The sequence below is a fragment of the Pseudomonas sp. KD5 genome (assembly GCF_012932895.1).
Taxonomy (GTDB): Bacteria; Pseudomonadota; Gammaproteobacteria; order Pseudomonadales; family Pseudomonadaceae; genus Aquipseudomonas.
Genome location: NZ_JDWJ01000011.1, coordinates 154,296 through 179,664, shown reverse-complemented (window position 1 = coordinate 179,664; position 25,369 = coordinate 154,296). Strand labels below are relative to the sequence as shown.

Below are 25,369 nucleotides of genomic sequence, written 5' to 3'. Positions count from 1 at the left end.
AGAAAGATGCAGGTTCAAAACAGTGCTCAAAACAACGTTGCGCCGCTGAGCGAGCGGTTCACGGTGGTGGTGATTTCCCACAACCGGAACGCGTTTCTGCGGCGTACCTTGCAGTACTATAAAAACTATCCCTGCACGGTTCTGGTTCTGGACTCGTCCGCTGAGGGCGACGAGAACATGGCCCGGGATTTCCCGTCGGTCGACTATCGCCACTTGCCGCAATACACCTACAAGGGGCTGCAGGACAAACTCACCTATGGCGTCAATCAGGTCACCACGCCGTACATGGTGTTCGCTGCCGATGACGACTTCCTGCTGCACCGCGCACTGACCGAGTCGGTGGAATTTCTCGAAGCCAACCCCGACTACGGCCTGTGCCATGGCTACGGGATCATGTACCTGACCCGTGCCACCGAAGTGAACTACTTCCGTCGCGACCGCAAGGTGCATGAGGACTACAACTCAGAGCTGGCCGAAGACCGTGTCGTGCGGTTCATGGACAATTTCCTGCCGCCGTTCTATGCCGTTACCCGTACCGATCTGCTGCAACAGTGGTACAGCCTGCTGCCCGCGGGCACCGGTTTCGAATGGCAGGAAATCGGTCACACCTTCTATTTGCTGGCCTGCGCGAAGGCGCGGATCCTGCCGATTCCGTTCGCCGTGCGGGAAATGAATTATGGCGCCTCGGACCACAACACCAACGTATTGACGGTGCTGACCTTCAAGGACGCCAAAAGTGTTGCCGAGCGCGAGCAGTTTGCCGAGTTCCTGGCCTCGATTCCGACGCCACTCAGCGACAAGGGACCAACCCAGGCCAAGCAGATCGCGCTGGACAGCTTTGCTGCCATGGCCGATTGCCTGATCGAAGGTCGCTCACTCAAAGGCACCATGATTATTCGCTCGGCCTGGCGCGAGGCGGGGGAGGAGCCGATTCGTAGTTTTGGCCCCGAACAATTCGTCGAAATACCGTTCTACAACAAACCGGTGTTCGACCTGCTGACCGAGTTCGAATTCCTGCTTCACGCGATGCCCGCCGGTCGTGTGCAACTCCAGGAACTGGAAGGCATCCTGCTCAAGCAGCATGAGCTGATGCGCATTCACCCCAATGACACTGACCGCACCGTACGTAGCCGGTTGTGGGAGGCCCTGAGCCTGAACGTGTTCAACCGGGCCGTGGTCAAGCGCCTGGCAGAGTCGTTGAAGGACAGCGAAGAGCCGGAAGAAGGCCTCAAGCTGCAAGCCTGGGTCGAGCGCCTGGACGCTATGCCGGGGCAGCAAGACCGCCGGCTGTTCGAGAACATGCCGTCCGGGCGGTTGCTGAGCTGGCTCGATGTGCGCAATCCGGATGCCGCGCAACTCAAATCGATTACCGCGCATTTGGCCAAACACAGCGGTGGCCCGCAGTTCGGTATTCTTCTGCTGGATCTGGACGCCGACATGGTCAAGTTGCAGGCGACGTTCGACAGTCTGGTCGGTGGCCACTGCAAGGCGTTCAATGTGGTGGTGTTTACCACCGGTGATTTACCGGCGACCACCACCGTGCGTGACACGGTGCACTTCGTCAAAGTCACCACGACCAATTACGTCGAGCGCATCAACCAGATCGTCGCTCAGTCCACCGCCGACTGGCTGCTGCTGGCCGAGGCCGGTGACCAGTTCACCGCCAGCGGGTTGCTGCGCGCCAGCCTTGAGCTGACCGGCGCCGAGGGGGTGCGTGCGGTGGCGATGGACGAAATTCAGCGTCAGGCCAACGGCGCCCTGGCGGATGTGTTCCGCCCCGGGGTCAACCTCGACCTGCTGCAATCCGTACCGTCGCTGATGGCGCGGCACTGGTTGATTCAGCGTGATGTGTTGGTTCAGGCCAAAGGTTTCTCGAGCGAGTACCCCAAGGCTCTGGAGTTCGATCTGTTGCTGCGCCTGATCGAGGACGGTGGCCTGGCAGGGCTGGCGCATCTGGCCGAACCTTTGCTGATCTGCAACGCGCCGGCCTCTGAGGAAAATGCTCAGGAACGTCAGGTGTTGACCCGCTCTCTGGCGGCGCGTGGCTATCGTGCTCAGGTCAGTTCGGCACTGCCGCTGACGTACCAGATCGACTATCAACACGCCGGGCGACCGCTGGTGTCGATCATTCTCCAGAGCCAAGACAACCTTGAGTCTCTGCAACGAGCCTTGGTCAGCGTACTGCAACGCACCCGCTATCAGCGCCACGAAGTGCTGATCGCCGACAACCACAGCCAGTCCGAAGAATTGGCAACCTGGTTGAGCAGCCTTGAAGGTAAGGGCGATCGTATCCGTGTCCTGCGCAGTGGTCAGCGCTTGACGACATCAGCACTGAACAACTTCGCGTGCGCCGAAGCCAAGGGTGATTACCTGGTGCTGTTGTCGGCCGACGCCGAAGTGGTCAATGCCAACTGGCTCGAGAGTCTGGTCAACCAGGCTCAGCGTCCGGAAGTCGGTATCGTTGGAGCCAAACTGATGGACATGCGTGGTGTCACCACCCAGGCCGGGTTGGTCCTGGGTTTGAATGGCGATATCGGCTCGGTGTTTATCGGCGAGCGTAAAGACGCCAAGGGCTACCTGAATGGCCATCAAGTGGAGCAGAACTATTCGGCGGTGGCCGGTGCGTGCCTGATGATTCGCAAGGATCTGTATGAGGCGATCGGTGGGCTGGACGAAGAGCATTTCGACGAAGCCTTCGCTGATATCGACCTGTGCCTGAAAGTCGCCGATGCCGGATACCTGACTGTCTGGACGCCACAAGCGCAGCTGCTGCACCCGGGCGTATTGCCTGATGCACCACAGGCCCGTGCGGCCCTGCGTGACAAGTGGCCCGCCCGCTTCGAACAGGACCCAGCCTACAACCAGAACCTGGCCTTGACCGGCAAGGGCTTTTCTCTCAGCGAACCGACCAGCGTGAACTGGGCGCAGTTGCTCGCATAAGCCTGGCTGACAGGTAAAAGGACTCAAGGCATGTTCAACGGTAAATCGATTTTCATCTCTGGCGGCACCGGTTCGTTCGGGCGCAATTTCATCCGCCGCTTGCTGGAGCAATACCAGCCCAAGCGTGTGGTGGTGTTTTCCCGCGATGAGCTCAAACAGTACGAGATGCAGCAGACGTTCAATGCACCGTGCATGCGTTACTTCATCGGTGATGTGCGTGACGCCGACCGTTTGCGTCAGGCCATGCGCGGTATCGATTACGTGGTGCACGCCGCGGCGCTGAAGCAAGTGCCGGCGGCGGAATACAACCCCACCGAATGCATCCGCACCAACGTCAACGGCGCGGAAAACATCATCGCCGCGGCCATCGACAACGGTGTGAAAAAAGTTGTCGCGCTGTCCACCGACAAAGCTGCCAGCCCGATCAATTTGTACGGCGCGACCAAGTTGCTGTCGGACAAATTGTTCGTGGCTGCCAACAACATTGCCGGCGAGCAACAAACCCGGTTTGCCGTGGTGCGCTATGGCAACGTCGCCGGCTCGCGGGGGTCGGTGGTGCCGTTCTTCAGCAAACTGATTGCCGAGGGCGCCAAAGAGCTGCCGATCACCGATGAGCGCATGACGCGGTTCTGGATCACCCTCGATCACGGCGTGAAGTTTGTGCTCGACAGCTTCGCCCGCATGCACGGCGGTGAAGTGTTTGTGCCGAAGATCCCGTCGATTCGCATCGTCGATCTGGCGCAGGGCATGGCTGAACATCTGCCGCATAAACACGTCGGCATTCGTCCGGGGGAAAAACTCCATGAGCTGATGGTGCCGCTGGACGACGCGCGCATGACCCTGGAGTTCGATGATCACTACACTATTCAGCCGTCGATCCGTTTCACCAGCGTCGACGTGGATTTTGCCGTGGACAAACTGGGCGAGCAGGGGCGGCCGGTGGGCGAAGACTTCGAGTACCGCTCCGACACCAACCCGCATTTCTTGTCGGTCGGCCAGATCGCCGACCTGCACGCGGAGTTGTCGGCATGATTCCCTACGGTCGGCAAAGCCTCGATCAGGCGGACATCGATGCGGTGGTCGCCGTGTTGCAGTCCGACTGGCTGACCCAAGGGCCGACCATCGAGCGTTTCGAACAAGCCATGGCCGAGCGTTGCCAGGCCGATTTCGCGGTGGCGGTGTGCAATGCCACTGCGGCGTTGCACATTGCCTGCCTCGCGGCGGGCCTGGGGCCGGGCGATCGGTTGTGGACCACGCCGAACACTTTTCTGGCCTCGGCCAACTGCGGCCGCTACTGCGGCGCCGACGTCGATTTCGTCGACATTGACCCGCTGACCTGGAACCTCGACGCCTACACCTTGGCGTCGAAGCTTGAAATCGCCGAGCGCGACGGCAAGCTGCCGAAAGTGTTGGTGGCGGTGGCGTTCTCCGGGCAGAGCTGCGATATGCGCATGATCGCCGAACTGGCCGAGCGTTACGGTTTCACGGTGATCGAGGATGCTTCCCACGCGGTCGGCGCGTCCTATGCCGGGCGCCCGGTGGGATGCGGCGAATTCGCGGCAATGACCGTGTTCAGTTTCCACCCGGTGAAGATCATTACCAGCGCCGAAGGCGGCATGGTGCTGACCAATCGCCCGGAACTGGCCGAGCGCTTGCAGCGTCTGCGCAGTCACGGCATGACCCGTGACCCCGGGCAGATGACCGAACCCAGCCACGGCCCGTGGTACTACCAGCAAGTGGAACTGGGCTTCAATTACCGGATCACCGACCTGCAAGCGGCCCTCGGTCTCTCACAGCTGAACAAGCTCGATGGCTTTATCGAGCGCCGCCGTGAACTGGCGGCGCGTTACGACCGGTTGCTGGCGTACTTGCCGCTGACCTTGCCCAGCACGCAGCCTGAAGCCGAATCGGCGTGGCATCTGTACGTGGTGCGCTTGCAGACGGAGCGGATCAGCCTCAGTCATCGACAGGTGTTCGAAGGCTTGCGAGCAGCCGGTGTCGGGGTGAATCTGCACTATATTCCGCTGCACTTGCAGCCGTACTATCGCGACCTGGGTTTTGCCGAGGGTGATTTCCCCCAGGCTGAACGTTATTACGCCGAGGCCATCAGCCTGCCGCTGTTTCCTCTGCTGAGCGATGAACAACAGGACTATGTGGTCGAGCAATTACGACGGCTGATCCTTGAGGAGTAGTGACTCTTGAGCTGTGTTGCGATCATTCCGGCCCGTGGTGGCAGCAAGCGAATCCCGCGCAAGAACCTCAAGCCGTTCGACGGCGTGCCGATGATCGTCCGTTCAATTCGCACGGCGCTGGAGTCGCGCCTGTTCGACCAGGTGATCGTCAGTACCGACGATGAGGAAATCGCCGAAGTCGCACGAGCCAATGGCGCTCAGGTGCCGTTCATGCGGCCTGCGGCACTGGCTGACGATTTCACCGGGACTGCGGCGGTGATCGTGCATGCCCTGAATCAATTGCCGCCGTTCGACTATGCCTGCTGCGTCTACGCAACGGCGCCTTTGTTGCAAGCGCGCTATCTGCGTCAGGGGCATGAATTGCTGGTGCAGCACCCGGACAAATCTTTTGCGTTTTCAGTCGCCGGTTTTGGTTTTCCGGTGCAGCGTGCCTTGACCCTCGACGAGCAGGGCGCCTTGATCTCGCTTTACCCGGAATTTCGTGACACCCGCTCCCAGGACTTGCCCGAAGCCTTTCAAGACGCCGGCCAGTTCTACTGGGGGCGTAGCGAGGCCTGGTTGCGTGGTGATGCACTGTTCTCGCCAGCGAGCCTGCCGGTGATTCTGCCGCGCTACCTGGTACAGGACATCGACACCCTTGAAGACTGGAAACGCGCCGAATACCTTTACGCCGCATTGAAAGCCGGTGGTGAGTTGCAATGAGGATACTGATCCGCGCTGACGCGTCGCCAACCATTGGCAGCGGCCATATCGCCCGTTGTCTGACCCTGGCCAGGGTGTTGCGCAAGCAGGGCACGCACGTTGCCTTCGCCTGTCGTCTGCTGCCGGGACATCGACTGGACAGTCTGGCCAGCGAGGGCTTCGAGACCTTCGCGCTGTCGGCGCGCTACCCCGATGAAGATCCTCAGCAGGCCATCGAGTCGATGCTGCCGTGGCAGGCGGACATCGCCGCGCTGGCGCAAGCCTTGGAAAGTCATCCGGTGTTCGACTGGATCATCGTCGACCACTATGGCCTCGATCATCTCTGGCAGACTGCGGCCCGTCGCTGGGCACCACGGATCGCCGCGGTGGATGACCTGGCCACTCGGCAGTACCGCGTCGATCTGCTGCTCAATCAAAATCTGTCGGGCACTCCAGAGGCGTATGCCTCGCTGCTGACACCCGATTGCCAGACCTTGCTCGGCCCACGTTTTGCGATGCTGCGCGATGAGTTCTGCTGTCCGGCGATCGAGATCAAGCCTCGGGCCAGGCGAGTGCTGGTGAACTTCGGCGGCTTCGACGCGGCCATGCAGACCCACCACGCGATGTTGGCGCTGGCGGACCTCCATGAGCTGGAAGTCGATTTCGTGGCGGGTGCCGATAACCCGGCCTGGGAGCAGATGCAGGCGCTGGCGGCCTATCGTCCGAACTGGCGCCTGCACAGTTTTGTCAGCGACTTCTATCGGCTGATGACCGAGGCCGACCTGTTTATCGGTGCCGGTGGCGGCACCAGTTGGGAGCGGGCGGCCATGGGGCTGCCGACGATTTGCATTGCGGTCTCGAATAATCAGCAGGCCAACGGTGAGGTGATGGCGACTTCGGGGGCTCATGTGTTCCTGGGCAACCGCGAGCATGTCAGCGTCGAGCAATTGCGCCAAGCCATTGGTTTTGTCGTAGGCAATCAAGGTTTTCGTCAAAGTATGGCCGACCGCTCACGGCAGTTGGTCGATGGCCGTGGCGCGCAACGGGTGGCGGCAGCGCTGGCGGGAGCGGTACTGCAGGTGCGTCGGGCCACTGCGGACGATGCGCAATTGTTGTTCGAGGGACGTAATGCCGAGGCGGTTCGGCGCTGGTCGCTGGATACCCATGCCATCGATTGGCAACGGCATCAAGTCTGGCTGGCTGCGAGCCTGAACAACCCTCAGCGACTGCTGTTGATTGCCGAGGCGGATGACGGCCCGGTCGGTATGCTGCGCTATGACCTTGACGGTACTCGGGCCGAAGTCTCGATCTATTTGTTCGAAGGCCGATTCGGCCTGGGCTGGGGCAGGGCGCTGCTGGCGCGGGGCGAAGTGTTCGTCACGGCTCATTGGCCACAACTTGAGGCCATCACCGCTCAGGTGCTGCCGGCCAATCAGCCATCGCTGAAGGTTTTCCGCGAGGGTGGTTTTACTCAGAGTGCTTGCGCGTTCACGCGCGTGTTGAAGGATCCAGAACAATGACCAGTTTCAAGATCGGTAATCGCTCGATCGGTGTCGATGCGCCACCGTTCATCATTGCCGAGATGAGCGGCAACCATAACCAGTCGCTGGAGATGGCGATAAAAATCGTCGAAGCCGCGGCCAAGGCCGGCGCCCATGCCTTGAAGCTGCAAACCTACACCGCCGAGACCATGACCCTGGACTTGTCCGAAGGCGAGTTCTTCATCAAGGACCCCAACAGCTTGTGGGCCGGTTCTTCGCTGTATGCGCTGTACGAAAAGGCCCACACGCCGTGGGAATGGCACGCGCCGATTTTCGCCCGGGCCAAAGAGCTGGGCATGCTGGCGTTTTCCACACCGTTCGATGACACCGCGGTGGACTTCCTCGAAAGCCTCGATGTGCCGGCCTACAAGATCGCCAGCTTCGAGAACACTGATCTGCCGTTGATTCGTCGGGTTGCGGCCACCGGCAAGCCGCTGATCATTTCCACCGGCATGGCCAGCATCGCCGAGCTCGATGAAACCGTGCGTGCCGCCCGGGAGGCCGGTTGCAAGGACCTGGTGTTGCTCAAGTGCACCAGCACTTACCCGGCGACGCCTGCCAACAGCAACGTGCGCACGATTCCTCATCTGCGTGAGTTGTTTGGCTGTGAAGTCGGTTTGTCCGACCATTCGATGGGCGTCGGGGTGTCTGTCGCCGCCGTAGCGCTGGGGGCGACGGTGGTGGAAAAACACTTCACCCTCGACCGTGCCGCCGGAGGCGTGGACGCCAGTTTCTCCCTGGAACCGGCCGAACTCGCCAGCCTGGTGGTCGAAACCGAGCGCGCCTGGCAGGCCATGGGCCAGGTGCATTACGGCGTGACTGACGCCGAACGCAAGTCCCTGGTGTACCGCCGGTCGCTGTATGTCACCCAGGACATGACCGCCGGTGAGCCTTTCACCGCCGCTAATCTGCGGGCCATCCGTCCAGGCCTGGGGCTGGCCCCGAAACACGCTGAAACCCTTCTGGGCCGCCGTGCCCGCCAGGCCATCAAGCGCGGAACGCCGCTGGACTGGTCGTTGGTCGAATAACCGCTTGTGGGGCTGATTCGGCAAAATAGCGTGACCTGCGAGTCATTACGCGCATCTTCACTGTATTGTATAAATAGGGAAGAGGGCGCCTGGCCTGCTTTTGGCTCAGTGATGGCCTTTTACTCTTCCCGCTGTCACCTCCTTGAGGGCGACGTTATTCGTTGTTTGTCGGCGCCCCTCGATTCCTTGCGAGCGGTGGTATTGGGCTGTTTATTATTGGGAAGCCGTAATGATTGGCATAAAGAGCATTGCGAGCTACGTTCCTGTAGCCGGCGTGGACAATTACGCACAAGGTGCAAAATTCGAGAAGGATGAAGAGTTCATCCTGGGCAAGATCGGTTCGGCCTTCCTGCCGCGCAAAGACGCCGGGCAAGAAACCTCGGACCTGTGTGTCGAAGCAGTCAACGCACTGTTCGCCAACAACCCTGAATTGAAGCGTGAAGCGATCGACGTGCTGATCGTCGTGACCCAGAACGGCGATGAAGAAGGTCTGCCGCATACCGCCGCCATCGTTCAGGATAAATTGGGCCTGCCGACCACCGTGGCGGCGTTCGATATTTCCCTGGGCTGCTCCGGTTACGTCTACGGCATCTACGCCATCAAGGGCTTTATGGAAGCCGCAGGCCTGAAGAATGGCTTGCTGGTGACCGCCGATCCGTATTCGAAGATCGTCGACCCGGAAGACCGCAACACCACCATGCTGTTCGGCGATGCCGCCACCGCCACCTGGATGGGCGAAGACGCTCCATGGCAGTTGGGCAAAGCCAAGTTCGGCACCGACGGTTCCGGCGCGCCGCACCTGAAGGTCACCGATGGCGTGTTCTTCATGAATGGCCGTCAGGTCTTCAACTTCGCGCTGCTCAAAGTCCCTGCGCATTTGCATGAACTGCTCGCTGACTCGGGCCTGACGGCCGACGATATCGATGCTTTCTGTATTCACCAGGGCAGCGCGGCGATTGTCGATGCCGTGGCGCGACGCTTCGAGGGCGAGCCCGAGAAGTTCCTCAAGGACATGGTCGAGACCGGGAACACCGTGTCGTCGAGCATTCCATTGCTGCTGGAAAAGCACGTGCTCGATTCCAAGTGGAAGCGTGTGGCACTCAGCGGTTTTGGTGTTGGTTTGTCTTGGGGTTCGGCGATCATCTATCGCCCTTGATCTTCTAAAAGCCGGACACAAAAAAAGCGCTCAAGGTGTAACCTTGAGCGCTATTTTTTTGCCCGAATGAAAAGCGAGGCTCCATGAGCGAGTTCTTTGAGCGCAACGTCGAGGTCATACAGCGCCGTTGGCCATCGCTGTCTGAGCGTTTGCTGGTTGAAGACGCAAGCCTGTTGCAGGCCGATCTGGTCGAGGGCCTGGGTTCGACGTTGAGCATCAATGGCATTCAGCTGACCAGTCGCCACGACCGTACCCGCGAGGCCAGGCTTCAGGCCGACAGCCTGCCCGTCGACAGCCCGGTGCTGCATGTCTACGGCACCGGTCTTGGCGATCTGCAGATGGAGTTGTTGCAGAGAGCCGGGCTTGGGCGCTTGTATGTGCATATCCTCAACGGCGCAGTGTTTGCACTGGTGCTGCAACTGCTTGATCAGCAACAGTGGCTCAGCGATCCGCGAGTCGAGCTGTTGTATGCCGGAGATTTAGCGGAAATCCAGCTGCCGTTCTTTGCCTTGCCAGCTGAGCTGGTACTGGCCGATGACTTCAATGCGAAGATCCGTGATCGTTTGATCAGTGAAACCCACCTGACTTTCAATAACCGTGAATTCGACCCTCAGGCGCCGGACATCGTCGAGCGTTTGCAGGCAAGTCTGGGGCTGGTGCAGGCCGATCACGATGTGGCCGAGTTATTCGGTTTGTGCAAGGGACAGGAGATATTCGTCATTGCCACGGGCCCAAGCCTTGAACAGCATTTCGAAACCTTGCGCACAATTCTCGGTCAGGCCGAGCGACCGTTGTTTGTCTGTGTCGATACGGCCTATCGGCCGTTGCTCAATCACGGAATCCACCCTGATGTGGTGGTCAGTATCGATCAACGCATCTCGGCCCGGCATCTACCGCCCGAAGATACGGTCGACATTACTCTGGTGTATATGCCCATGGTCGACCCTCAGGTTCTGGCTGCCTGGCAAGGGCCACGATACGCCGGTTATTCCGCTAGCCCGATCTACCAGCAACTGCGTCGACAAGTCCCCAAGGGCGAACTGTATGTCGGCGGCAGCGTGATTCATCCGGCGGTGGACCTGGCGGTGAAGATGGGTGCGGCGCAGGTCACCCTGTTCGGGGCCGACTTTGCCTTCCCCAACGACAAGACACACGCGGGCTGGAGCGATGGCGACCTGGGGCCGCAACTGAAAGCGGCCAAGCACTGGGTGCTCGATGGTCATGGTCAACGCATCAAGACCCAGCTCAATTTCCGTAGCTATCTGTGTGAATTGGAGCGATTTATCGCCGGGCATCCTCAGGTCCGCTTCTATAACAGCAGTCGGGCAGGGGCAAAGATTGCCGGAACGGCTTTTCATCCGGAGTTGGCGTCATGAGCAGGGTTGAATCCTTTGTCGTCGACTCCCAGCAATGTGCGGCCTTGTTCCGTCTGGGGCGTGATGTAGAGGCAGGGCTGGTAATGATCGAATTGATCGCAGCGATGCAAGCGTCCTTCGATCCAATGCCGCAGGTTACTCAGCAGCAGTGGGTGTTGTTGCTCGGTCAGATGTTCGAGTGCCAGGAGGCGCAGAACTGGCTGGCACTGGCGGACTACCTGGAATATGAACTGGTCCGGTTGCTGCGCGACAGTCTGTCCATTTAAACAATTTCTCTTCTGCCGGTGCAGGCGAGTTCTCGCCGGTCCGTCACCGGCATTTCCCTGACGTCATTTTTTCGCTGCCTGAATACTGCCAGCCCCTTGATTTACGAGGGGTGGCAACGTGATGGCAAATTTTTTTCAAAATCCCCTAAAGCAAGTTGCAATCTCGACGATAACTATTACGAAGGTTCTCTAGGCCATACCCGGCGGTTGCCAGGGCCGGAAGCCGCAGTACCCAACCAACGAGGAATTCGTCATGGCTTTAACAGTAAACACTAACGTTACATCGTTGAACGTTCAGAAAAACCTGAACCGCGCTTCCGACTCTCTGTCGACTTCGATGACTCGCCTGTCTTCCGGCCTGAAAATCAACAGCGCTAAAGACGACGCCGCCGGCCTGCAAATCGCTACCCGTATGACTTCGCAGATCCGTGGTCAGACCATGGCTATCAAAAACGCCAACGACGGTATCTCGATCGCTCAGACCGCTGAAGGCGCGATGCAAGAATCGACCAACATTCTGCAGCGTATGCGTGAACTGGCTGTTCAATCGCGAAACGACTCGAACGGCACTGCTGACCGTACTGCTCTGAACAAAGAATTCGCTTCGATGTCGGACGAACTGACTCGTATCGCCAAGTCGACCAACCTGAACGGTAAGAACCTGATCGACGGCACCGCTGGCACCATGACCTTCCAGGTTGGTTCCAATACTGGCGCTACCAACCAGATCACCCTGACCCTGGCCAGCGGTTTCGACGCCGTAACCCTGAGCGTTGACTCCGCTACCGTTCAGATCACTGGTAACAGCTCGGCTACCGCTGAAGCTTCGATGAACAACGCGCTGACCAAAATCGACGCCGCTCTGGCCACGATCAACTCCAGCCGTGCTGACCTCGGTGCTGCACAAAACCGTCTGACCAGCACCATCTCCAACCTGCAGAACATCAACGAAAACGCCAGTGCTGCACTGGGTCGCGTACAAGATACCGACTTCGCTGCCGAAACTGCTCAGCTGACCAAGCAACAAACTCTGCAACAAGCTTCCACCGCAATTCTGGCCCAGGCCAACCAACTGCCATCCGCTGTACTGAAACTGCTTCAGTAATCGCTGATGAGTTTTGGCGGGGGAGTGCGCTTGTCGCGCTCTCTCGCTTTTTTACTTTAAGAGGTGATGGACATGGATATGAGCGTCAAGCTGAACTTGTCTTATCCTGCGGCCCAGCAGGCGACGACTGTTGCCGATAAGCCTGCGGAAAAGCCTCGAGCGGAAACTGCGCCAGTGGTTGCCGTCAAGGAAGAAGGTAAAAGCGGGCAGACCGAGCAGGAAAAACTGAAGATGGCTGTTCAGGAAATCGAAAAGTTCGTTCAGTCGGTCAAGCGTAACCTGGAGTTCTCGATTGATGAGCCTTCAGGCAAAGTTGTGGTCAAAGTGATTGCCAGTGACTCCGGTGAGGTGATTCGTCAAATCCCCAACGAAGAAGTCCTTAAGCTGGCGAACAGTTTGAATGATGCAAGCAGCCTGTTGTTCAGCGCTAAAGTCTGACAACTGGCACGAATTTTGTTGCTATGTTCTTTTGGGCGTTGTAGTGGTCAAAAGGCCGGCGACACACTGAAGGGAGTTTCACATGGCAAGTCCAATTCTACCGGGCACGGGTTTAGGCTCCGGCCTTGATACCGGTGCTATCGTCAAGGCCTTGGTGAACGCCGACAAAGCGGCCAAGCAAGGTCAGATCGACCGTGGGACCACCACCAATACGGCGAGTATCTCCGGGATTGGTACCTTGAAGTCGCTGCTGGCGACGTTCCAGAAGACCCTCTCAGACCTGGGCAGCACTACAAGTCCTCAGTTCACCGGTTTCGCGGCAACGTCCTCCGATATCAAAGTACTGACCGCCACGTCCAGCAACGCGGCTGTTTCAGGAAGTTATGTCGTGGAGGTCACCAAGCTTGCGACCTCGTCGAAAGTTGCCAGTGCGGCGTTTGCCGGTGGCACAAGCAGTGCGATCCCGTCGGGTACGCTGACCATCACTCAAAATGGCAAAAGCTACCCGGTCACCGTGGGGGCAGGTGCGACCCTGCAATCGGTGCGTGACTCGATCAACACCCAATATCAGTCCAGTGGCTTGAGCGCCAACATCGTGACCGACAGCTTCGGCTCGCGACTGGTGCTGGGTTCCACGACCACGGGTGCGGGTTCCGACATTTCGGCCAGCGGCATCGCCGGTCTGGAAATCGATGGAACGACCCTGATGGCCGCCACGCCGACTGCCACTTCTTCGGGTGCTATCGGCAGTCTGGCGCAGGATGCGGCATTCACTGTCGACGGGCTGTCGCTGACCAGTTCGTCCAATACGGTCGACAAGTCGATTTCGGGGTTGACGCTGAACCTGCTGACGGTCGGCAAATCGACGGTCAACGTCGCGTCCAACAACGACGGTCTGAAAGCTTCGATCCAGAAGTTCGTCGACGCGTACAACGCCGTCGCCAACGCTGTGACCTCTTTGACCAAACCGTCCCTGGATGACGATGGCAAGCTGACCGTTCCCGCGGCACTGACCGGTGACCCGCTGCCACGTTCGATTCTCGATGCATTGCGCGGGCCGCTGTCCCAGACCGGTGCCGGGGATAAGCTGACTGTGCTGTCGCAGTTGGGGATTACCACCAACCAGAAGACAGGTGCGCTGGATTTCGACTCTACGAAATTCACTGCGGCCATGAATGACAAGAAGCTGGGTGGTGAGGTTCAGACGCTATTTACCGGAACCAACGGTCTGATTGAGCGCATGAATAATGTGATCAAGCCATTCACTGAGTCGAAACTGGTCAATGGTAAAAGCGTCGACTCGATTCTGGATGCACGCTCCAAGGCACTTGATGTGACCAAGAAGCGTCTGAGCAATGATCAGGCAGCCCTGGATCGTCGAATCGAAACCCTGACCGCGGTACTGACTAAAAAGTACAACGACATGGATACTCTGGTCGGCAAGTTGAAGGCCACCGCCAGCAATATCACGTCGATGTTCGAAGCCATAACCGCGCAACAGAAGAACTCGTAACACTTAAAGTGCCAAAAGCCCGGCAGCGTTTTCACGCTCCGGGCTTTTTGCTTTTGAATCTAAAGTTTTTTGACGCGTCGTCGATACACTGGTTATACGAACCACAGATTTCTGATGAGGTACAACATGAATCCAATGTTAGCCCTTCGCCAATACCAGAAGATTGGCGCTCAAGCGCAAACTTCCGAAGCCAGCCCACATCGTCTGGTGCAGATGCTGATGGAAGGCGGTCTGGATCGTATCGCCCAGGCCAAAGGGGCGATGGAGCGTAAGGACGTTCCGAACAAAGGTGTTCTAATCGGCAAGGCCATCGGCATCATCGGTGGTCTGCGTGAGGGTCTGGACCTGGAAAACCAGGCTGAGTCGGTGGCTGAGCTGGATAACCTCTACACCTACATGATGAAGCGTCTGGCTGAAGCCAATATCAAGACCGATCCAAAAATCCTCGACGAAGTCGCCGATTTGCTTCGCACGGTGAAAGACGGTTGGGATGCTATCGCCGCACCTGCTCCCCAGTTTTAAGGAGATCACCATGAGTCTTGTATTGCAGCGAATCGAACAAACCCGGGACGCCCTGGTTGAGGCATTGGCCGAGCGTAACTGGGAAGCCATCGGTGAATTGGACCTGGCTTGCCGTTCCTGCATGGAAGACGTCTTGAGTGAAGCTTCGGTGGACGAGACCGCGTTGCGCGAAAACCTGGAGGAGTTGCTGGGGGTGTATAAACAGCTCCTGGATGCGGCGACGGGGGAGCGTCAAGCGATAGTCGACGAGATGTCGCAGATCCACCAAGCACAGAACGCGGCAAAGGTTTACCATCTGTTTGGTTAATTAACCCTCAGTTAATCCAAACATAGTGCGCCATAAATTTGACTGTGCACGGTTTTTTGACTTAACTAGTGGCTGGTTCCAGATTTCAGGCGTCTACAGGCACAACGTGTCTGCAAGCGTCTAGCTTGCCCCTCATTTTGGGCATTGAGTTGACTAGGGAAGTTGCTATTGCATGTGGCGTGAAACCAAAATTCTGCTGATTGATGACGATAGCGTCCGTCGCCGCGATTTGGCGGTGATTTTAAATTTTCTCGGCGAAGAAAATTTACCCTGTGGCAGCCATGACTGGCAGCAGGCGGTCGGCTCTCTGTCATCAAGTCGTGAAGTAATCTGTGTCCTCATCGGGACGGTAAATGCTCCTGGTGCACTTTTGGGCCTGTTAAAGACACTCTCAACCTGGGATGAGTTCCTTCCAGTTTTGTTAATGGGCGATAATTCTTCCATTGACTTGCCGGAAGACCAGCGTCGCCGAGTGCTTTCGACGCTCGAAATGCCACCCAGCTACAGCAAGCTGCTCGATTCGCTGCACCGTGCCCAGGTCTATCGCGAGATGTATGACCAGGCCCGTGAGCGCGGTCGTCACCGTGAACCGAATCTTTTCCGCAGCCTTGTCGGCACCAGCCGGGCGATTCAACACGTCCGTCAGATGATGCAGCAAGTTGCCGACACCGACGCCAGCGTGCTGATCCTCGGTGAGTCCGGCACTGGCAAGGAAGTGGTCGCGCGCAATCTGCACTACCACTCCAAGCGTCGTGAAGCGCCGTTCGTTCCGGTCAACTGCGGGGCGATTCCGGCCGAGTTGCTGGAAAGCGAATTGTTCGGTCACGAGAAGGGTGCCTTCACCGGGGCGATCACCAGTCGTGCCGGGCGTTTCGAGCTGGCCAACGGCGGTACGCTGTTCCTCGACGAAATCGGCGACATGCCGTTGCCGATGCAGGTCAAGCTGTTGCGCGTCTTGCAGGAGCGCACGTTCGAGCGCGTGGGCAGCAACAAGACCCAAAGCGTCGATGTGCGGATCATCGCGGCAACCCACAAGAATCTCGAAAGCATGATCGAGATCGGCACGTTCCGCGAAGACCTCTACTATCGCCTGAACGTGTTCCCGATCGAGATGGCGCCACTGCGCGAGCGCGTCGAAGACATTCCGTTGCTGATGAACGAGTTGATCTCGCGCATGGAGCACGAGAAGCGCGGCTCGATCCGGTTCAACTCGGCGGCGATCATGTCGCTGTGCCGTCACGGCTGGCCGGGCAACGTTCGCGAGCTGGCCAACCTGGTGGAGCGCATGGCGATCATGCACCCGTACGGGGTGATCGGCGTGGTCGAGTTGCCGAAGAAATTCCGCTACGTCGATGACGAAGACGAGCAGATGGTCGACAGCCTGCGCAGTGATCTCGAAGAGCGGGTGGCCATTAACGGTCATACCCCGGACTTCACCGCCAATGCGCTGCTGCCGCCGGAAGGCCTGGACCTGAAAGACTACCTCGGCGGTCTGGAGCAAGGGTTGATTCAGCAGGCGCTGGATGACGCCAACGGCATTGTGGCGCGGGCGGCCGAACGGCTGCGTATTCGTCGCACGACCCTGGTGGAGAAGATGCGCAAGTACGGCATGAGCCGTCGTGATGGTGATGAACAGGCGGATGATTGACGCCTGTTTTTCAACCCCTTCATTTATAGGCAGTTTTTTTTAGGCACGGGTATTGCTACGTCCCTCGCAACGTTCCGTTTAACTGACGGTCACCACGCGAGAGAGCACAATGCCCCAAGCCGCCCAGATGTCTCCTGTCCCTGATGTTTCGGGGCAACCGTCGTCCGTAGAGCAGGCAAGCCGGCTTGGCCTTGAGCAGGCGTTTGCGCTGTTCAACCAGATGTCGAGCCAATTGACCGATTCCTACAGCATGCTCGAAGCCCGGGTCACCGAGCTCAAGGGTGAGTTGGCGGTGGTCAGCGCCCAGCGCATGCAGGAGCTGGCGGAAAAAGAGCGTCTGGCCAACCGGCTGCAAAACCTCCTCGATCTATTGCCTGGCGGCGTCATCGTCATCGACGCCCAAGGCATCGTGCGTGAAGCCAATCCCGCCGCGTGTGAGTTGCTCGGCTTGCCCCTCGAAGGCGAGCTGTGGCGCCACGTCATTGCGCGATGCTTTGCGCCGCGCGAAGACGATGGTCACGAAATCTCCCTCAAGGACGGTCGGCGCCTGTCGATCGCTACCCGCTCGCTGGATGCCGAACCCGGTCAGTTGGTATTGCTCAACGACCTGACTGAAACCCGTCATCTGCAAGATCAACTCGCCCGCCATGAGCGCTTGTCGTCGCTCGGTCGCATGGTCGCCTCGTTGGCCCATCAGATTCGTACGCCGTTGTCCGCCGCGTTGCTCTATGCCAGTCATTTGACTGAGCAGGAACTGCCGGTCGCCACGCAGCAGCGTTTTGCCGGCCGCCTGAAAGAGCGACTGCATGAGCTGGAACATCAGGTGCGCGACATGCTGGTGTTCGCTCGCGGTGAGCTGCCGTTGACCGATCGCGTCACCCCAAAAATGCTGATGCAATCGCTGCAAGCGGCCGCGCTGACTCATGTTCAGGATCTGCCGGTGCGCTGGCAATGCGACAGTCATGCCGGTGAGTTGCTGTGCAATCGCGACACGCTGGTCGGGGCAATCCTCAATCTGATCGAAAACGCCATTCAGGCCAGCGCCGGCGACGTCCGTTTGAAGGTTCACCTGTATACCCGCGACAACAACCTGCGCGTATCGGTCAGCGACAGCGGCAGTGGTATCGACACGAAGGTGTTGGCACGTTTGGGCGAGCCGTTTTTCACCACCAAAACCACCGGTACCGGTCTGGGCCTGACCGTGGTCAAGGCAGTGGCCCGTGCTCATCAGGGAGAATTGCAGTTGCGTTCGCGGCCGGGTCGCGGCACTTGCGCGCAGGTGATCCTGCCGCTTTTTGCGGGTGAGCAGCCCAGCGCTCAGGGAGTGAAGTGAAGGATATGACCATCAAGGTTTTACTGGTCGAGGACGATCGCGCGCTACGGGAAGCACTGGCCGATACGCTGTTGCTTGCCGGGCATGATTACAAGGCGGTCGGTTCGGCGGAAGAGGCGCTGGCTGCAGTTGGCGCCGAGGCATTTGGCCTGGTGGTCAGTGACGTCAACATGCCGGGCATGGACGGTCATCAGCTGCTTGGATTGCTGCGGGCTCGTCAGCCGCAACTGCCGGTGTTGTTGATGACCGCTCACGGTGCGGTCGAGCGTGCGGTCGACGCCATGCGTCAGGGCGCGGCGGATTACCTGGTCAAGCCGTTCGAGCCCAAAGCCTTGCTTGATCTGGTTGCGCGTCACGCCTTGGGCAATCTCGGCGCGACCGAGAGCGAGGGGCCTGTAGCGTTCGAGCCGGCCAGTGCGCAATTGCTGGAATTGGCCGCGCGGGTGGCGCGCAGTGATTCCACGGTGTTGATCTCTGGTGAGTCCGGGACCGGCAAGGAAGTGCTGGCGCGCTACATCCATCAGCACTCCCATCGCGCCAGTCAGCCGTTCATTGCGATCAACTGCGCAGCGATCCCGGACAACATGCTTGAAGCCACTTTGTTCGGTCACGAGAAGGGTTCGTTCACCGGCGCCATCGCGGCGCAGGCCGGCAAGTTCGAGCAGGCTGATGGCGGGACGATCCTGCTCGATGAAATTTCTGAAATGCCCCTCGGCCTGCAGGCCAAGTTACTGCGCGTATTGCAGGAGCGCGAAGTCGAGCGAGTCGGCGCACGCAAGCCGATCACGCTGGATATTCGAGTGGTCGCTACCACTAACCGTGACCTGGCCGGTGAAGTGGCGGCGGGGCGTTTCCGCGAAGATCTTTACTATCGCCTGTCGGTGTTCCCGTTGGCCTGGCGTCCGCTGCGCGAGCGCACCGCCGACATCCTGCCGCTGGCCGAGCGCCTGCTGGCCAAACACGTCAATAAAATGAAGCATGCCGCGGCAAAGCTTTCGCCTGAGGCGCAGGCCTGCCTGATCGGCTATCCGTGGCCGGGCAATGTGCGTGAGCTGGATAACGCAATCCAGCGTGCGTTGATCCTGCAACAGGGCGGTTTGATCCAGCCGCAGGATTTCTGCCTGGCTGGGCCTGTGGCGTGTGCGCCATTACCAGCATTGGCGCCGGCGCCTGCACGAGCAGTGGAAGTCGAAGCCGAATCGGCGGGCGCCCTCGGCGATGACCTGCGGCGCCGTGAGTTCCAGATGATCATCGACACCTTGCGCTCCGAGCGCGGTCGTCGCAAGGAAGCCGCCGAGCGACTGGGCATCAGCCCGCGCACCTTGCGCTACAAACTGGCACAGATGCGCGACGCCGGAATGGACGTGGAAGCGTATTTGTTCGCCACGTAAAGGTCGGCAAAAAAAGCATAGGAGAGCTTTTGTTTAGAGCGGCCACGGAGCTGGCACCCTTGTTGCTAACACCTCACTACTCGCCGAGTGAGTGTCAAAAAATTGCGAGTAGCCAAAGAGAGCAGACCATGAGCCAAGGTATTGAATTCAACCGGTTGATGCTGGATATGCGCGCCATGCAAATGGATGCCATGTCTGCGCCGAAATCGACTGCCGCAGTCCCTGAAGTGGGTGGCAGCAGCTTTGCCGACATGCTCGGTCAGGCCGTCAATAAAGTGAACGACACCCAGCAGGCGTCCAATCAGTTGGCCAGTGCCTTCGAGATCGGTAAAAGCGGCGTCGACCTGACGGACGTGATGATTTCCTCACAGAAGGCCAGTGTGTCTTTTCAGGCACTGACCCAAGTGCGTAACAAGCTGGTTCAGGCTTACCAAGACATCATGCAGATGCCGGTTTAAGGACGAGATTGAGTCATGGCAGAAGCAATCGCCGATAATGTTCCGGCCAAGGCCACTCCAATAGACGGCAAACCGCCGCTGTTCGGGTTGTCTTTCCTGGAAAACCTCTCCGAGATGACCATGTTGCGTCAGGTGGGCCTGTTGGTCGGCCTGGCTGCGAGCGTGGCGATTGGTTTTGCCGTGGTGTTGTGGTCCCAGCAGCCGGACTACCGGCCTCTATACGGCAGCCTTGCCGGCATGGACGCCAAACAGGTCATGGAAACCCTGGCCGCCGCCGACATTCCCTATACCGTCGAACCGAATTCCGGTGCCTTGCTGGTCAAGGCCGATGACCTGTCCCGTGCGCGGCTCAAGCTCGCGGCCGCTGGTGTCACTCCCAGCGACGGCAACATCGGTTTCGAGATCCTCGACAAGGAACAGGGGCTGGGTACCAGTCAGTTCATGGAGGCGACCCGTTATCGTCGCGGCCTCGAAGGCGAACTGGCGCGGACCATTTCCAGCCTGAACAACGTCAAGGGTGCCCGCGTGCACCTGGCGATTCCGAAGAGTTCGGTGTTCGTGCGTGACGAGCGCAAGCCCAGCGCTTCTGTTCTGGTTGAACTGTATTCCGGTCGCTCGCTGGAGCCAGGCCAGGTCGTCGCCATCATCAATCTGGTGGCAACCAGCGTTCCTGAACTGAGCAAATCGCAGATCACCGTCGTCGACCAGAAGGGCAACCTGCTGTCGGATCAGGCGGAAAACTCCGAGCTGACCATGGCCGGCAAGCAGTTTGATTACAGCCGTCGCATGGAAAGCATGCTGACTCAGCGCGTGCACAACATTCTGCAACCGGTGCTGGGCAACGACCGCTATAAAGCCGAAGTCTCGGCCGATGTGGATTTCAGCGCCGTCGAATCGACTTCCGAGCAGTTCAACCCGGATCAACCGGCGTTGCGCAGCGAGCAGTCGGTCAACGAACAACGTACCGCCAGCAATGGCCCGCAAGGTGTGCCGGGTGCCTTGAGCAACCAGCCGCCGTCGCCTGCCTCGGCGCCGCAAACTACTGGTGGCGCCACCGCGTCGGCCGGGATGGTGCAGCCAGGCCAGCCACTGCTCGATGCCAACGGTCAGCAAATCATGGACCCGGCCACCGGCCAGCCAATGCTGGCGCCGTACCCGGCGGACAAGCGTCAACAATCCACCAAGAACTTCGAACTCGACCGTTCCATCAGCCACACCAAGCAACAGCAGGGTCGTTTGAATCGCCTGTCGGTGTCGGTGGTGGTGGACGATCAGGTCAAGGTCAACGCGGCCAATGGCGAAACCACCCGTGCGCCGTGGAGCGCCGATGAATTGGCGCGCTTCACTCGCCTGGTGCAGGACGCGGTCGGTTTCGACGCCAGCCGTGGCGACAGCGTCAGCGTGATCAACATGCCGTTCTCCGCCGAGCGCGGTGAAGTGATCGCCGATATTCCGTTCTATTCCCAGCCGTGGTTCTGGGACATCGTCAAGCAAGTGCTGGGTGTGTTGTTCATCCTGGTGTTGGTGTTCGGTGTGCTGCGTCCGGTGCTCAACAACATCACCGGTGGCGGCAAAGGCAAGCAACTCGCGGCCTTTGGCAGCGACGTGGAACTCGGCGGCATGGGCGGCCTGGACGGCGAACTGGCCAACGACCGTGTCAGCCTCGGTGGCCCGACCAGCATCCTGCTGCCGAGTCCGAGCGAAGGCTATGACGCACAGTTGAACGCAATCAAGAGTCTGGTGGCAGAAGATCCGGGTCGCGTGGCCCAGGTCGTGAAAGAGTGGATTAACGCAGATGAGTGATAACCGAGCCGCTGTCGCCAAACTGTCCCGGGTTGATAAAGCCGCGATCCTGCTGCTGTCCCTGGGTTCTACCGATGCCGCGCAAGTGCTGCGCCACATGGGGCCCAAAGAGGTTCAGCGTGTGGGCGTGGCCATGGCCCAGATGGGTAACGTGCACCGCGAGCAGGTCGAACAGGTCATGAGCGAGTTCGTCGACATCGTCGGCGACCAGACCAGCCTGGGCGTCGGCTCCGACGACTACGTGCGCAAAATGCTCACCCAGGCCCTGGGCGAAGACAAGGCCAACGGCCTGATCGACCGGATCCTGCTGGGCGGCAACACCAGTGGCCTCGACAGCCTGAAGTGGATGGAACCGCGCGCCGTCGCCGACGTGATCCGTTACGAGCACCCGCAGATCCAGGCGATCGTGGTGGCGTACCTCGATCCGGACCAGGCCGGTGAAGTGCTGGGCAACTTCGACCATAAGGTGCGGCTGGACATCATCTTGCGGGTGTCTTCGCTGAACACCGTGCAGCCGGCGGCCCTGAAAGAGCTCAACCAGATTCTCGAGAAGCAGTTCTCCGGCAACTCGAATGCCTCGCGTACCACCCTGGGTGGCATCAAGCGCGCGGCAGACATCATGAACTTCCTCGACAGCTCGATCGAAGGTCAGCTGATGGACTCGATCCGCGAAGTCGACGAAGACCTGTCCGGTCAGATCGAAGACCTCATGTTCGTGTTCAACAACCTGTCCGATGTCGACGACCGCGGTATTCAGGCGCTGTTGCGCGAGGTGTCCTCGGACGTTCTGGTGCTGGCCCTCAAGGGCTCGGACGAAGGCGTCAAGGAAAAGATCTTCAAGAACATGTCCAAACGAGCGGCCGAACTGTTGCGCGACGACCTCGAGGCCAAAGGCCCGGTGCGTGTCAGCGACGTGGAAACGGCGCAGAAAGAAATCCTCACCATTGCCCGCCGTATGGCCGAAGCCGGAGAAATCGTTCTCGGCGGGAAGGGCGGCGAAGAGATGATCTAAGGTCACTATGTCGTCCAAACATGATGAGTCCCAGACCGACCTGATCCGTGGCAAGGACGTCGCAGGTTTCGACGTCTGGGCGCTGCCCAGCTTCGACCCGTTTGTGCCGGAACCCGAGCCGGAACCGGAACCCGAACCGCCGGAAATGGAAGAAGTGCCGCTGGAAGAAGTCCAGCCACTGACCCTCGAAGAGCTCGAAAGCATTCGCCAGGAGGCCTACAACGAAGGCTTCGCGGTTGGCGAGAAAGAAGGTTTCCATAGCACCACGCTCAAGGTCCGTCAGGAAGCCGAAGTGGCCCTGACGGCCAAGATCGCTGGTCTGGAACAGTTGATGGCCAACCTGTTCGAGCCCATTGCCGAGCAGGACACCCAGATCGAAAAATCGCTGGTAGACCTTGTGCAGCACATCACCAAACAGGTGATTCAGCGCGAACTGGCCATCGACTCGACGCAGATCGAACACGTCATGCGTGAAGCGCTCAAGCTCTTGCCACTGGGTGTGGGCAATGTGCGGTTGTACGTCAACCCGCAGGATTTCGAACAGGTCAAAGCCCTGCGCGAGCGCCATGAAGAAACCTGGCGCATCGTCGAGGACGAATCCTTGTTGCCAGGCGGCTGCCGGGTCGAGACCGAACACAGTCGTATCGATGCGACCATCGAAACCCGTGTAACCCAGGTCATGGCCAAGCTGTTTGACCAACTTCACGATCAGGCGCTGCACCCGGCTGCGCCGGACCTGAGCCTGGAATTGCCGATCGACGAAAAGCCTGCGGTCGCCCCGGTCGAGCCAGAACTGGAAGAACCCGATGCGCCTTGAACGCACCAGCTTCGCCAAGCGCCTCGGCAGCTACGCCGAGGCCACGGAGCTGGCTGGCGCGCCGATCCTTGAAGGTCGATTGCTGCGTATGGTCGGCCTGACCCTCGAAGCCGAAGGCTTGCGCGCCGCCATGGGCAGCCGCTGCATGGTCATCAACGATGACAGCTATCACCCGGTGCAAGTCGAAGCCGAGGTCATGGGCTTCTCTGGCAGCAAAGTTTTTCTGATGCCGGTGGGCAGTGTCGCGGGCATCGCCCCAGGCGCGCGCGTGGTTCCTTTGGCTGACGCCGGTCGTTTGCCGATGGGCATGAGCATGCTCGGGCGGGTGCTTGATGGCGCCGGTCGTGCGCTGGATGGCAAGGGCGGGATGAAGGCTGAAGACTGGGTGCCGATGGACGGTCCGACCATCAACCCGCTCAAGCGTGACCCGATCAGCCAACCGCTGGACGTGGGCATTCGCTGCATCAACGGTTTGTTGACGGTCGGTCGCGGTCAGCGCCTCGGGCTGTTCGCCGGTACCGGCGTCGGCAAGAGTGTGCTGTTGGGCATGATGACCCGTTTCACCGAGGCCGACATTATCGTGGTCGGGCTGATCGGTGAGCGGGGTCGCGAAGTTAAAGAGTTCATCGAGCACATCCTCGGTGAAGAAGGGCTCAAGCGTTCGGTCGTGGTGGCGTCGCCGGCGGACGATGCGCCGCTGATGCGTTTGCGTGCGGCCATGTACTGCACGCGGATCGCCGAGTATTTTCGCGACAAGGGCAAGAACGTCCTGTTACTGATGGATTCCCTGACCCGTTTCGCCCAGGCCCAGCGGGAAATCGCCCTGGCCATCGGCGAACCGCCGGCGACCAAGGGCTATCCGCCGTCGGTGTTTGCCAAGTTGCCGAAACTGGTGGAGCGGGCCGGTAACGCCGAAAAGGGCGGCGGTTCGATCACTGCGTTCTACACGGTATTGTCTGAAGGCGATGACCAGCAGGACCCGATCGCCGACTCGGCGCGGGGCGTGCTTGACGGGCACATCGTGCTGTCCCGGCGTCTGGCCGAGGAAGGGCATTACCCGGCCATCGACATTGAAGCGTCCATCAGTCGGGTCATGCCGTCGGTGGTCGGTATCAAACACCTGAACCACGCGCAGATGTTCAAGCAATACTGGTCGCGCTATCAGCAGAGCCGCGACCTGATCAGTGTCGGCGCCTACGTGCCCGGCGGTGACCGGGAAACCGACACCGCGATCAATCTGCAACCGGCCATGTCCCTGTACCTGCGCCAGGGCTTGAACGACAACATCAGCATGGGCGCCAGCGAAAACCATCTTGCTTCGGTCTTCGCGCCAGCGCCAGGCGGTTAACCGGTCATGGCCTCGAGTCGCGCGGCACGCCTGGCGCCTGTGGTGGACATGGCTGAAAAGGCCGAGAAAACCGCCGTCCAGCGCCTGGGGCACTTCCAGGGCCAGGTTCGTTTGGCGGAAAGCAAACTCGCCGACCTCGAAGCCTTCCGTCTCGACTACCAGGAGCAATGGATCGTGCGCGGCAGCGGCGGCGTTTCGGGCCAGTGGTTGCTGGGCTATCAGGGTTTTCTCGCGCAATTGGGCACGGCCATCGATCAGCAGCGCCAGAGCTTGAACTGGCATCAAAACAACCTGAACAAGGCCCGAGAAGCCTGGCAACAGGCATTTGCTCGGGTCGAAGGCTTGCGCAAACTGGTTCAGCGCTACATGGATGAAGCACGGCAACTGGAAGACAAGCGCGAGCAGAAGCTGCTGGATGAGTTGTCCCAGCGGTTGCCGCGTCAGGATTCGTATTGAATCAAGTAGGCCGCGAAGGCGATTTCACAAACCGTACA

At 59.5% G+C, this 25,369-nt stretch carries 23 protein-coding genes; all 23 read left to right on the top strand.

What is annotated here, in order from left to right:
• Nucleotides 1–6 precede the first annotated feature (6 nt).
• The 23 genes from AF70_RS23560 to fliJ all read left to right on the top strand — a co-directional run bounded on the left by AF70_RS23560 (nt 7) and on the right by fliJ (nt 25,331).
• The gene (locus AF70_RS23560) at nt 7–2,940 is read left to right on the top strand and encodes a TIGR00180 family glycosyltransferase (protein WP_028939980.1); all 2,934 of its coding nucleotides are present in this window, start codon (nt 7–9) and stop codon (nt 2,938–2,940) included.
• A gap of 30 nt (nt 2,941–2,970) precedes the next feature.
• On the top strand, nt 2,971–3,972 hold the full coding sequence (gene pseB / locus AF70_RS23555) for a UDP-N-acetylglucosamine 4,6-dehydratase (inverting) (protein ID WP_019579558.1): 1,002 nt from the start codon (nt 2,971–2,973) through the stop codon (nt 3,970–3,972).
• Nucleotides 3,969–5,132, top strand: coding sequence for a UDP-4-amino-4,6-dideoxy-N-acetyl-beta-L-altrosamine transaminase (gene pseC / locus AF70_RS23550; protein WP_028939981.1), 1,164 nt, complete (start codon nt 3,969–3,971; stop codon nt 5,130–5,132). Before pseB ends, pseC begins: the two co-directional genes overlap by 4 nt.
• Nucleotides 5,133–5,138: 6 nt before the next feature.
• Nucleotides 5,139–5,834 carry a pseudaminic acid cytidylyltransferase gene (gene pseF / locus AF70_RS23545; protein ID WP_028939982.1) on the top strand — a complete coding sequence of 232 codons (696 nt, stop codon included), beginning with the start codon at nt 5,139–5,141 and terminating at the stop codon, nt 5,832–5,834.
• Nucleotides 5,831–7,333, top strand: a complete 1,503-nt coding sequence (gene pseG / locus AF70_RS23540) for a UDP-2,4-diacetamido-2,4,6-trideoxy-beta-L-altropyranose hydrolase (protein WP_028939983.1) — start codon at nt 5,831–5,833, stop codon at nt 7,331–7,333. The genes pseF and pseG overlap by 4 nt, the downstream gene beginning before the upstream one ends.
• Nucleotides 7,330–8,382 (top strand): pseudaminic acid synthase, encoded by a 1,053-nt coding sequence (pseI, locus tag AF70_RS23535; protein ID WP_028939984.1) that lies wholly within the window; start codon nt 7,330–7,332, stop codon nt 8,380–8,382. The genes pseG and pseI overlap by 4 nt, the downstream gene beginning before the upstream one ends.
• Before the next feature lie 229 nt (nt 8,383–8,611).
• Nucleotides 8,612–9,538 (top strand): ketoacyl-ACP synthase III, encoded by a 927-nt coding sequence (locus AF70_RS23530; protein ID WP_019648094.1) that lies wholly within the window; start codon nt 8,612–8,614, stop codon nt 9,536–9,538.
• A gap of 83 nt (nt 9,539–9,621) precedes the next feature.
• Nucleotides 9,622–10,914 (top strand): motility associated factor glycosyltransferase family protein, encoded by a 1,293-nt coding sequence (locus AF70_RS23525; protein ID WP_028939985.1) that lies wholly within the window; start codon nt 9,622–9,624, stop codon nt 10,912–10,914.
• Nucleotides 10,911–11,180, top strand: a complete 270-nt coding sequence (locus tag AF70_RS23520) for a hypothetical protein (RefSeq protein ID WP_028939986.1) — start codon at nt 10,911–10,913, stop codon at nt 11,178–11,180. The genes AF70_RS23525 and AF70_RS23520 overlap by 4 nt, the downstream gene beginning before the upstream one ends.
• Nucleotides 11,181–11,433: 253 nt before the next feature.
• Nucleotides 11,434–12,285, top strand: a complete 852-nt coding sequence (locus AF70_RS23515) for a flagellin domain-containing protein (RefSeq protein ID WP_028939987.1) — start codon at nt 11,434–11,436, stop codon at nt 12,283–12,285.
• Between the two features lie 72 nt (nt 12,286–12,357).
• The gene (locus tag AF70_RS23510; RefSeq protein ID WP_028939988.1) at nt 12,358–12,723 is read left to right on the top strand and encodes a flagellar protein FlaG; all 366 of its coding nucleotides are present in this window, start codon (nt 12,358–12,360) and stop codon (nt 12,721–12,723) included.
• 82 nt (nt 12,724–12,805) lie between these two features.
• Nucleotides 12,806–14,236 carry a flagellar filament capping protein FliD gene (fliD, locus tag AF70_RS23505; protein ID WP_028939989.1) on the top strand — a complete coding sequence of 477 codons (1,431 nt, stop codon included), beginning with the start codon at nt 12,806–12,808 and terminating at the stop codon, nt 14,234–14,236.
• Between the two features lie 126 nt (nt 14,237–14,362).
• A complete protein-coding gene (gene fliS, locus AF70_RS23500; protein WP_028939990.1) occupies nt 14,363–14,758 on the top strand; it encodes a flagellar export chaperone FliS in 396 nt (131 codons plus the stop codon).
• Nucleotides 14,759–14,768: 10 nt separating this feature from the next.
• Entirely contained in the window at nt 14,769–15,065 is a 297-nt protein-coding gene (locus AF70_RS23495; protein ID WP_019579570.1) for a hypothetical protein, read from the top strand.
• Nucleotides 15,066–15,237: 172 nt separating this feature from the next.
• Nucleotides 15,238–16,713: a sigma-54 dependent transcriptional regulator gene (locus AF70_RS23490; protein WP_007938611.1), complete on the top strand. Its 1,476-nt coding sequence runs from the start codon at nt 15,238–15,240 to the stop codon at nt 16,711–16,713.
• Nucleotides 16,714–16,840: 127 nt separating this feature from the next.
• On the top strand, nt 16,841–18,046 hold the full coding sequence (locus AF70_RS23485) for a PAS domain-containing sensor histidine kinase (protein ID WP_169342499.1): 1,206 nt from the start codon (nt 16,841–16,843) through the stop codon (nt 18,044–18,046).
• A gap of 5 nt (nt 18,047–18,051) precedes the next feature.
• The gene (locus AF70_RS23480; RefSeq protein ID WP_019579572.1) at nt 18,052–19,437 is read left to right on the top strand and encodes a sigma-54 dependent transcriptional regulator; all 1,386 of its coding nucleotides are present in this window, start codon (nt 18,052–18,054) and stop codon (nt 19,435–19,437) included.
• Nucleotides 19,438–19,565: 128 nt separating this feature from the next.
• A complete protein-coding gene (gene fliE, locus AF70_RS23475) occupies nt 19,566–19,895 on the top strand; it encodes a flagellar hook-basal body complex protein FliE (RefSeq protein ID WP_018925042.1) in 330 nt (109 codons plus the stop codon).
• A gap of 15 nt (nt 19,896–19,910) precedes the next feature.
• Entirely contained in the window at nt 19,911–21,698 is a 1,788-nt protein-coding gene (gene fliF / locus AF70_RS23470; RefSeq protein WP_018925043.1) for a flagellar basal-body MS-ring/collar protein FliF, read from the top strand.
• On the top strand, nt 21,691–22,710 hold the full coding sequence (gene fliG / locus AF70_RS23465) for a flagellar motor switch protein FliG (RefSeq protein ID WP_003184041.1): 1,020 nt from the start codon (nt 21,691–21,693) through the stop codon (nt 22,708–22,710). The genes fliF and fliG overlap by 8 nt, the downstream gene beginning before the upstream one ends.
• Nucleotides 22,711–22,717: 7 nt before the next feature.
• Nucleotides 22,718–23,527 (top strand): flagellar assembly protein FliH, encoded by an 810-nt coding sequence (fliH, locus tag AF70_RS23460; RefSeq protein WP_028939992.1) that lies wholly within the window; start codon nt 22,718–22,720, stop codon nt 23,525–23,527.
• Nucleotides 23,517–24,875, top strand: coding sequence for a flagellar protein export ATPase FliI (fliI, locus tag AF70_RS23455; RefSeq protein WP_019579574.1), 1,359 nt, complete (start codon nt 23,517–23,519; stop codon nt 24,873–24,875). The genes fliH and fliI overlap by 11 nt, the downstream gene beginning before the upstream one ends.
• A 6-nt stretch (nt 24,876–24,881) precedes the next feature.
• Nucleotides 24,882–25,331: a flagellar export protein FliJ gene (fliJ, locus tag AF70_RS23450; RefSeq protein WP_018925046.1), complete on the top strand. Its 450-nt coding sequence runs from the start codon at nt 24,882–24,884 to the stop codon at nt 25,329–25,331.
• The last annotated feature ends 38 nt before the right edge of the window (nt 25,332–25,369 follow it).

Coding starts and splice junctions, on each gene's coding strand:
- AF70_RS23560 (WP_028939980.1), top strand. CDS start 7: ATGCAGGTTCAAAACAGTGCTCAAAACAACGTTGCGCCGCTGAGCGAG.
- pseB (WP_019579558.1), top strand. CDS start 2,971: ATGTTCAACGGTAAATCGATTTTCATCTCTGGCGGCACCGGTTCGTTC.
- pseC (WP_028939981.1), top strand. CDS start 3,969: ATGATTCCCTACGGTCGGCAAAGCCTCGATCAGGCGGACATCGATGCG.
- pseG (WP_028939983.1), top strand. CDS start 5,831: ATGAGGATACTGATCCGCGCTGACGCGTCGCCAACCATTGGCAGCGGC.
- pseI (WP_028939984.1), top strand. CDS start 7,330: ATGACCAGTTTCAAGATCGGTAATCGCTCGATCGGTGTCGATGCGCCA.
- AF70_RS23530 (WP_019648094.1), top strand. CDS start 8,612: ATGATTGGCATAAAGAGCATTGCGAGCTACGTTCCTGTAGCCGGCGTG.
- AF70_RS23525 (WP_028939985.1), top strand. CDS start 9,622: ATGAGCGAGTTCTTTGAGCGCAACGTCGAGGTCATACAGCGCCGTTGG.
- AF70_RS23520 (WP_028939986.1), top strand. CDS start 10,911: ATGAGCAGGGTTGAATCCTTTGTCGTCGACTCCCAGCAATGTGCGGCC.
- AF70_RS23515 (WP_028939987.1), top strand. CDS start 11,434: ATGGCTTTAACAGTAAACACTAACGTTACATCGTTGAACGTTCAGAAA.
- AF70_RS23510 (WP_028939988.1), top strand. CDS start 12,358: ATGGATATGAGCGTCAAGCTGAACTTGTCTTATCCTGCGGCCCAGCAG.
- fliD (WP_028939989.1), top strand. CDS start 12,806: ATGGCAAGTCCAATTCTACCGGGCACGGGTTTAGGCTCCGGCCTTGAT.
- fliS (WP_028939990.1), top strand. CDS start 14,363: ATGAATCCAATGTTAGCCCTTCGCCAATACCAGAAGATTGGCGCTCAA.
- AF70_RS23495 (WP_019579570.1), top strand. CDS start 14,769: ATGAGTCTTGTATTGCAGCGAATCGAACAAACCCGGGACGCCCTGGTT.
- AF70_RS23490 (WP_007938611.1), top strand. CDS start 15,238: ATGTGGCGTGAAACCAAAATTCTGCTGATTGATGACGATAGCGTCCGT.
- AF70_RS23485 (WP_169342499.1), top strand. CDS start 16,841: ATGTCTCCTGTCCCTGATGTTTCGGGGCAACCGTCGTCCGTAGAGCAG.
- AF70_RS23480 (WP_019579572.1), top strand. CDS start 18,052: ATGACCATCAAGGTTTTACTGGTCGAGGACGATCGCGCGCTACGGGAA.
- fliE (WP_018925042.1), top strand. CDS start 19,566: ATGAGCCAAGGTATTGAATTCAACCGGTTGATGCTGGATATGCGCGCC.
- fliF (WP_018925043.1), top strand. CDS start 19,911: ATGGCAGAAGCAATCGCCGATAATGTTCCGGCCAAGGCCACTCCAATA.
- fliG (WP_003184041.1), top strand. CDS start 21,691: ATGAGTGATAACCGAGCCGCTGTCGCCAAACTGTCCCGGGTTGATAAA.
- fliH (WP_028939992.1), top strand. CDS start 22,718: ATGTCGTCCAAACATGATGAGTCCCAGACCGACCTGATCCGTGGCAAG.
- fliI (WP_019579574.1), top strand. CDS start 23,517: ATGCGCCTTGAACGCACCAGCTTCGCCAAGCGCCTCGGCAGCTACGCC.
- fliJ (WP_018925046.1), top strand. CDS start 24,882: ATGGCCTCGAGTCGCGCGGCACGCCTGGCGCCTGTGGTGGACATGGCT.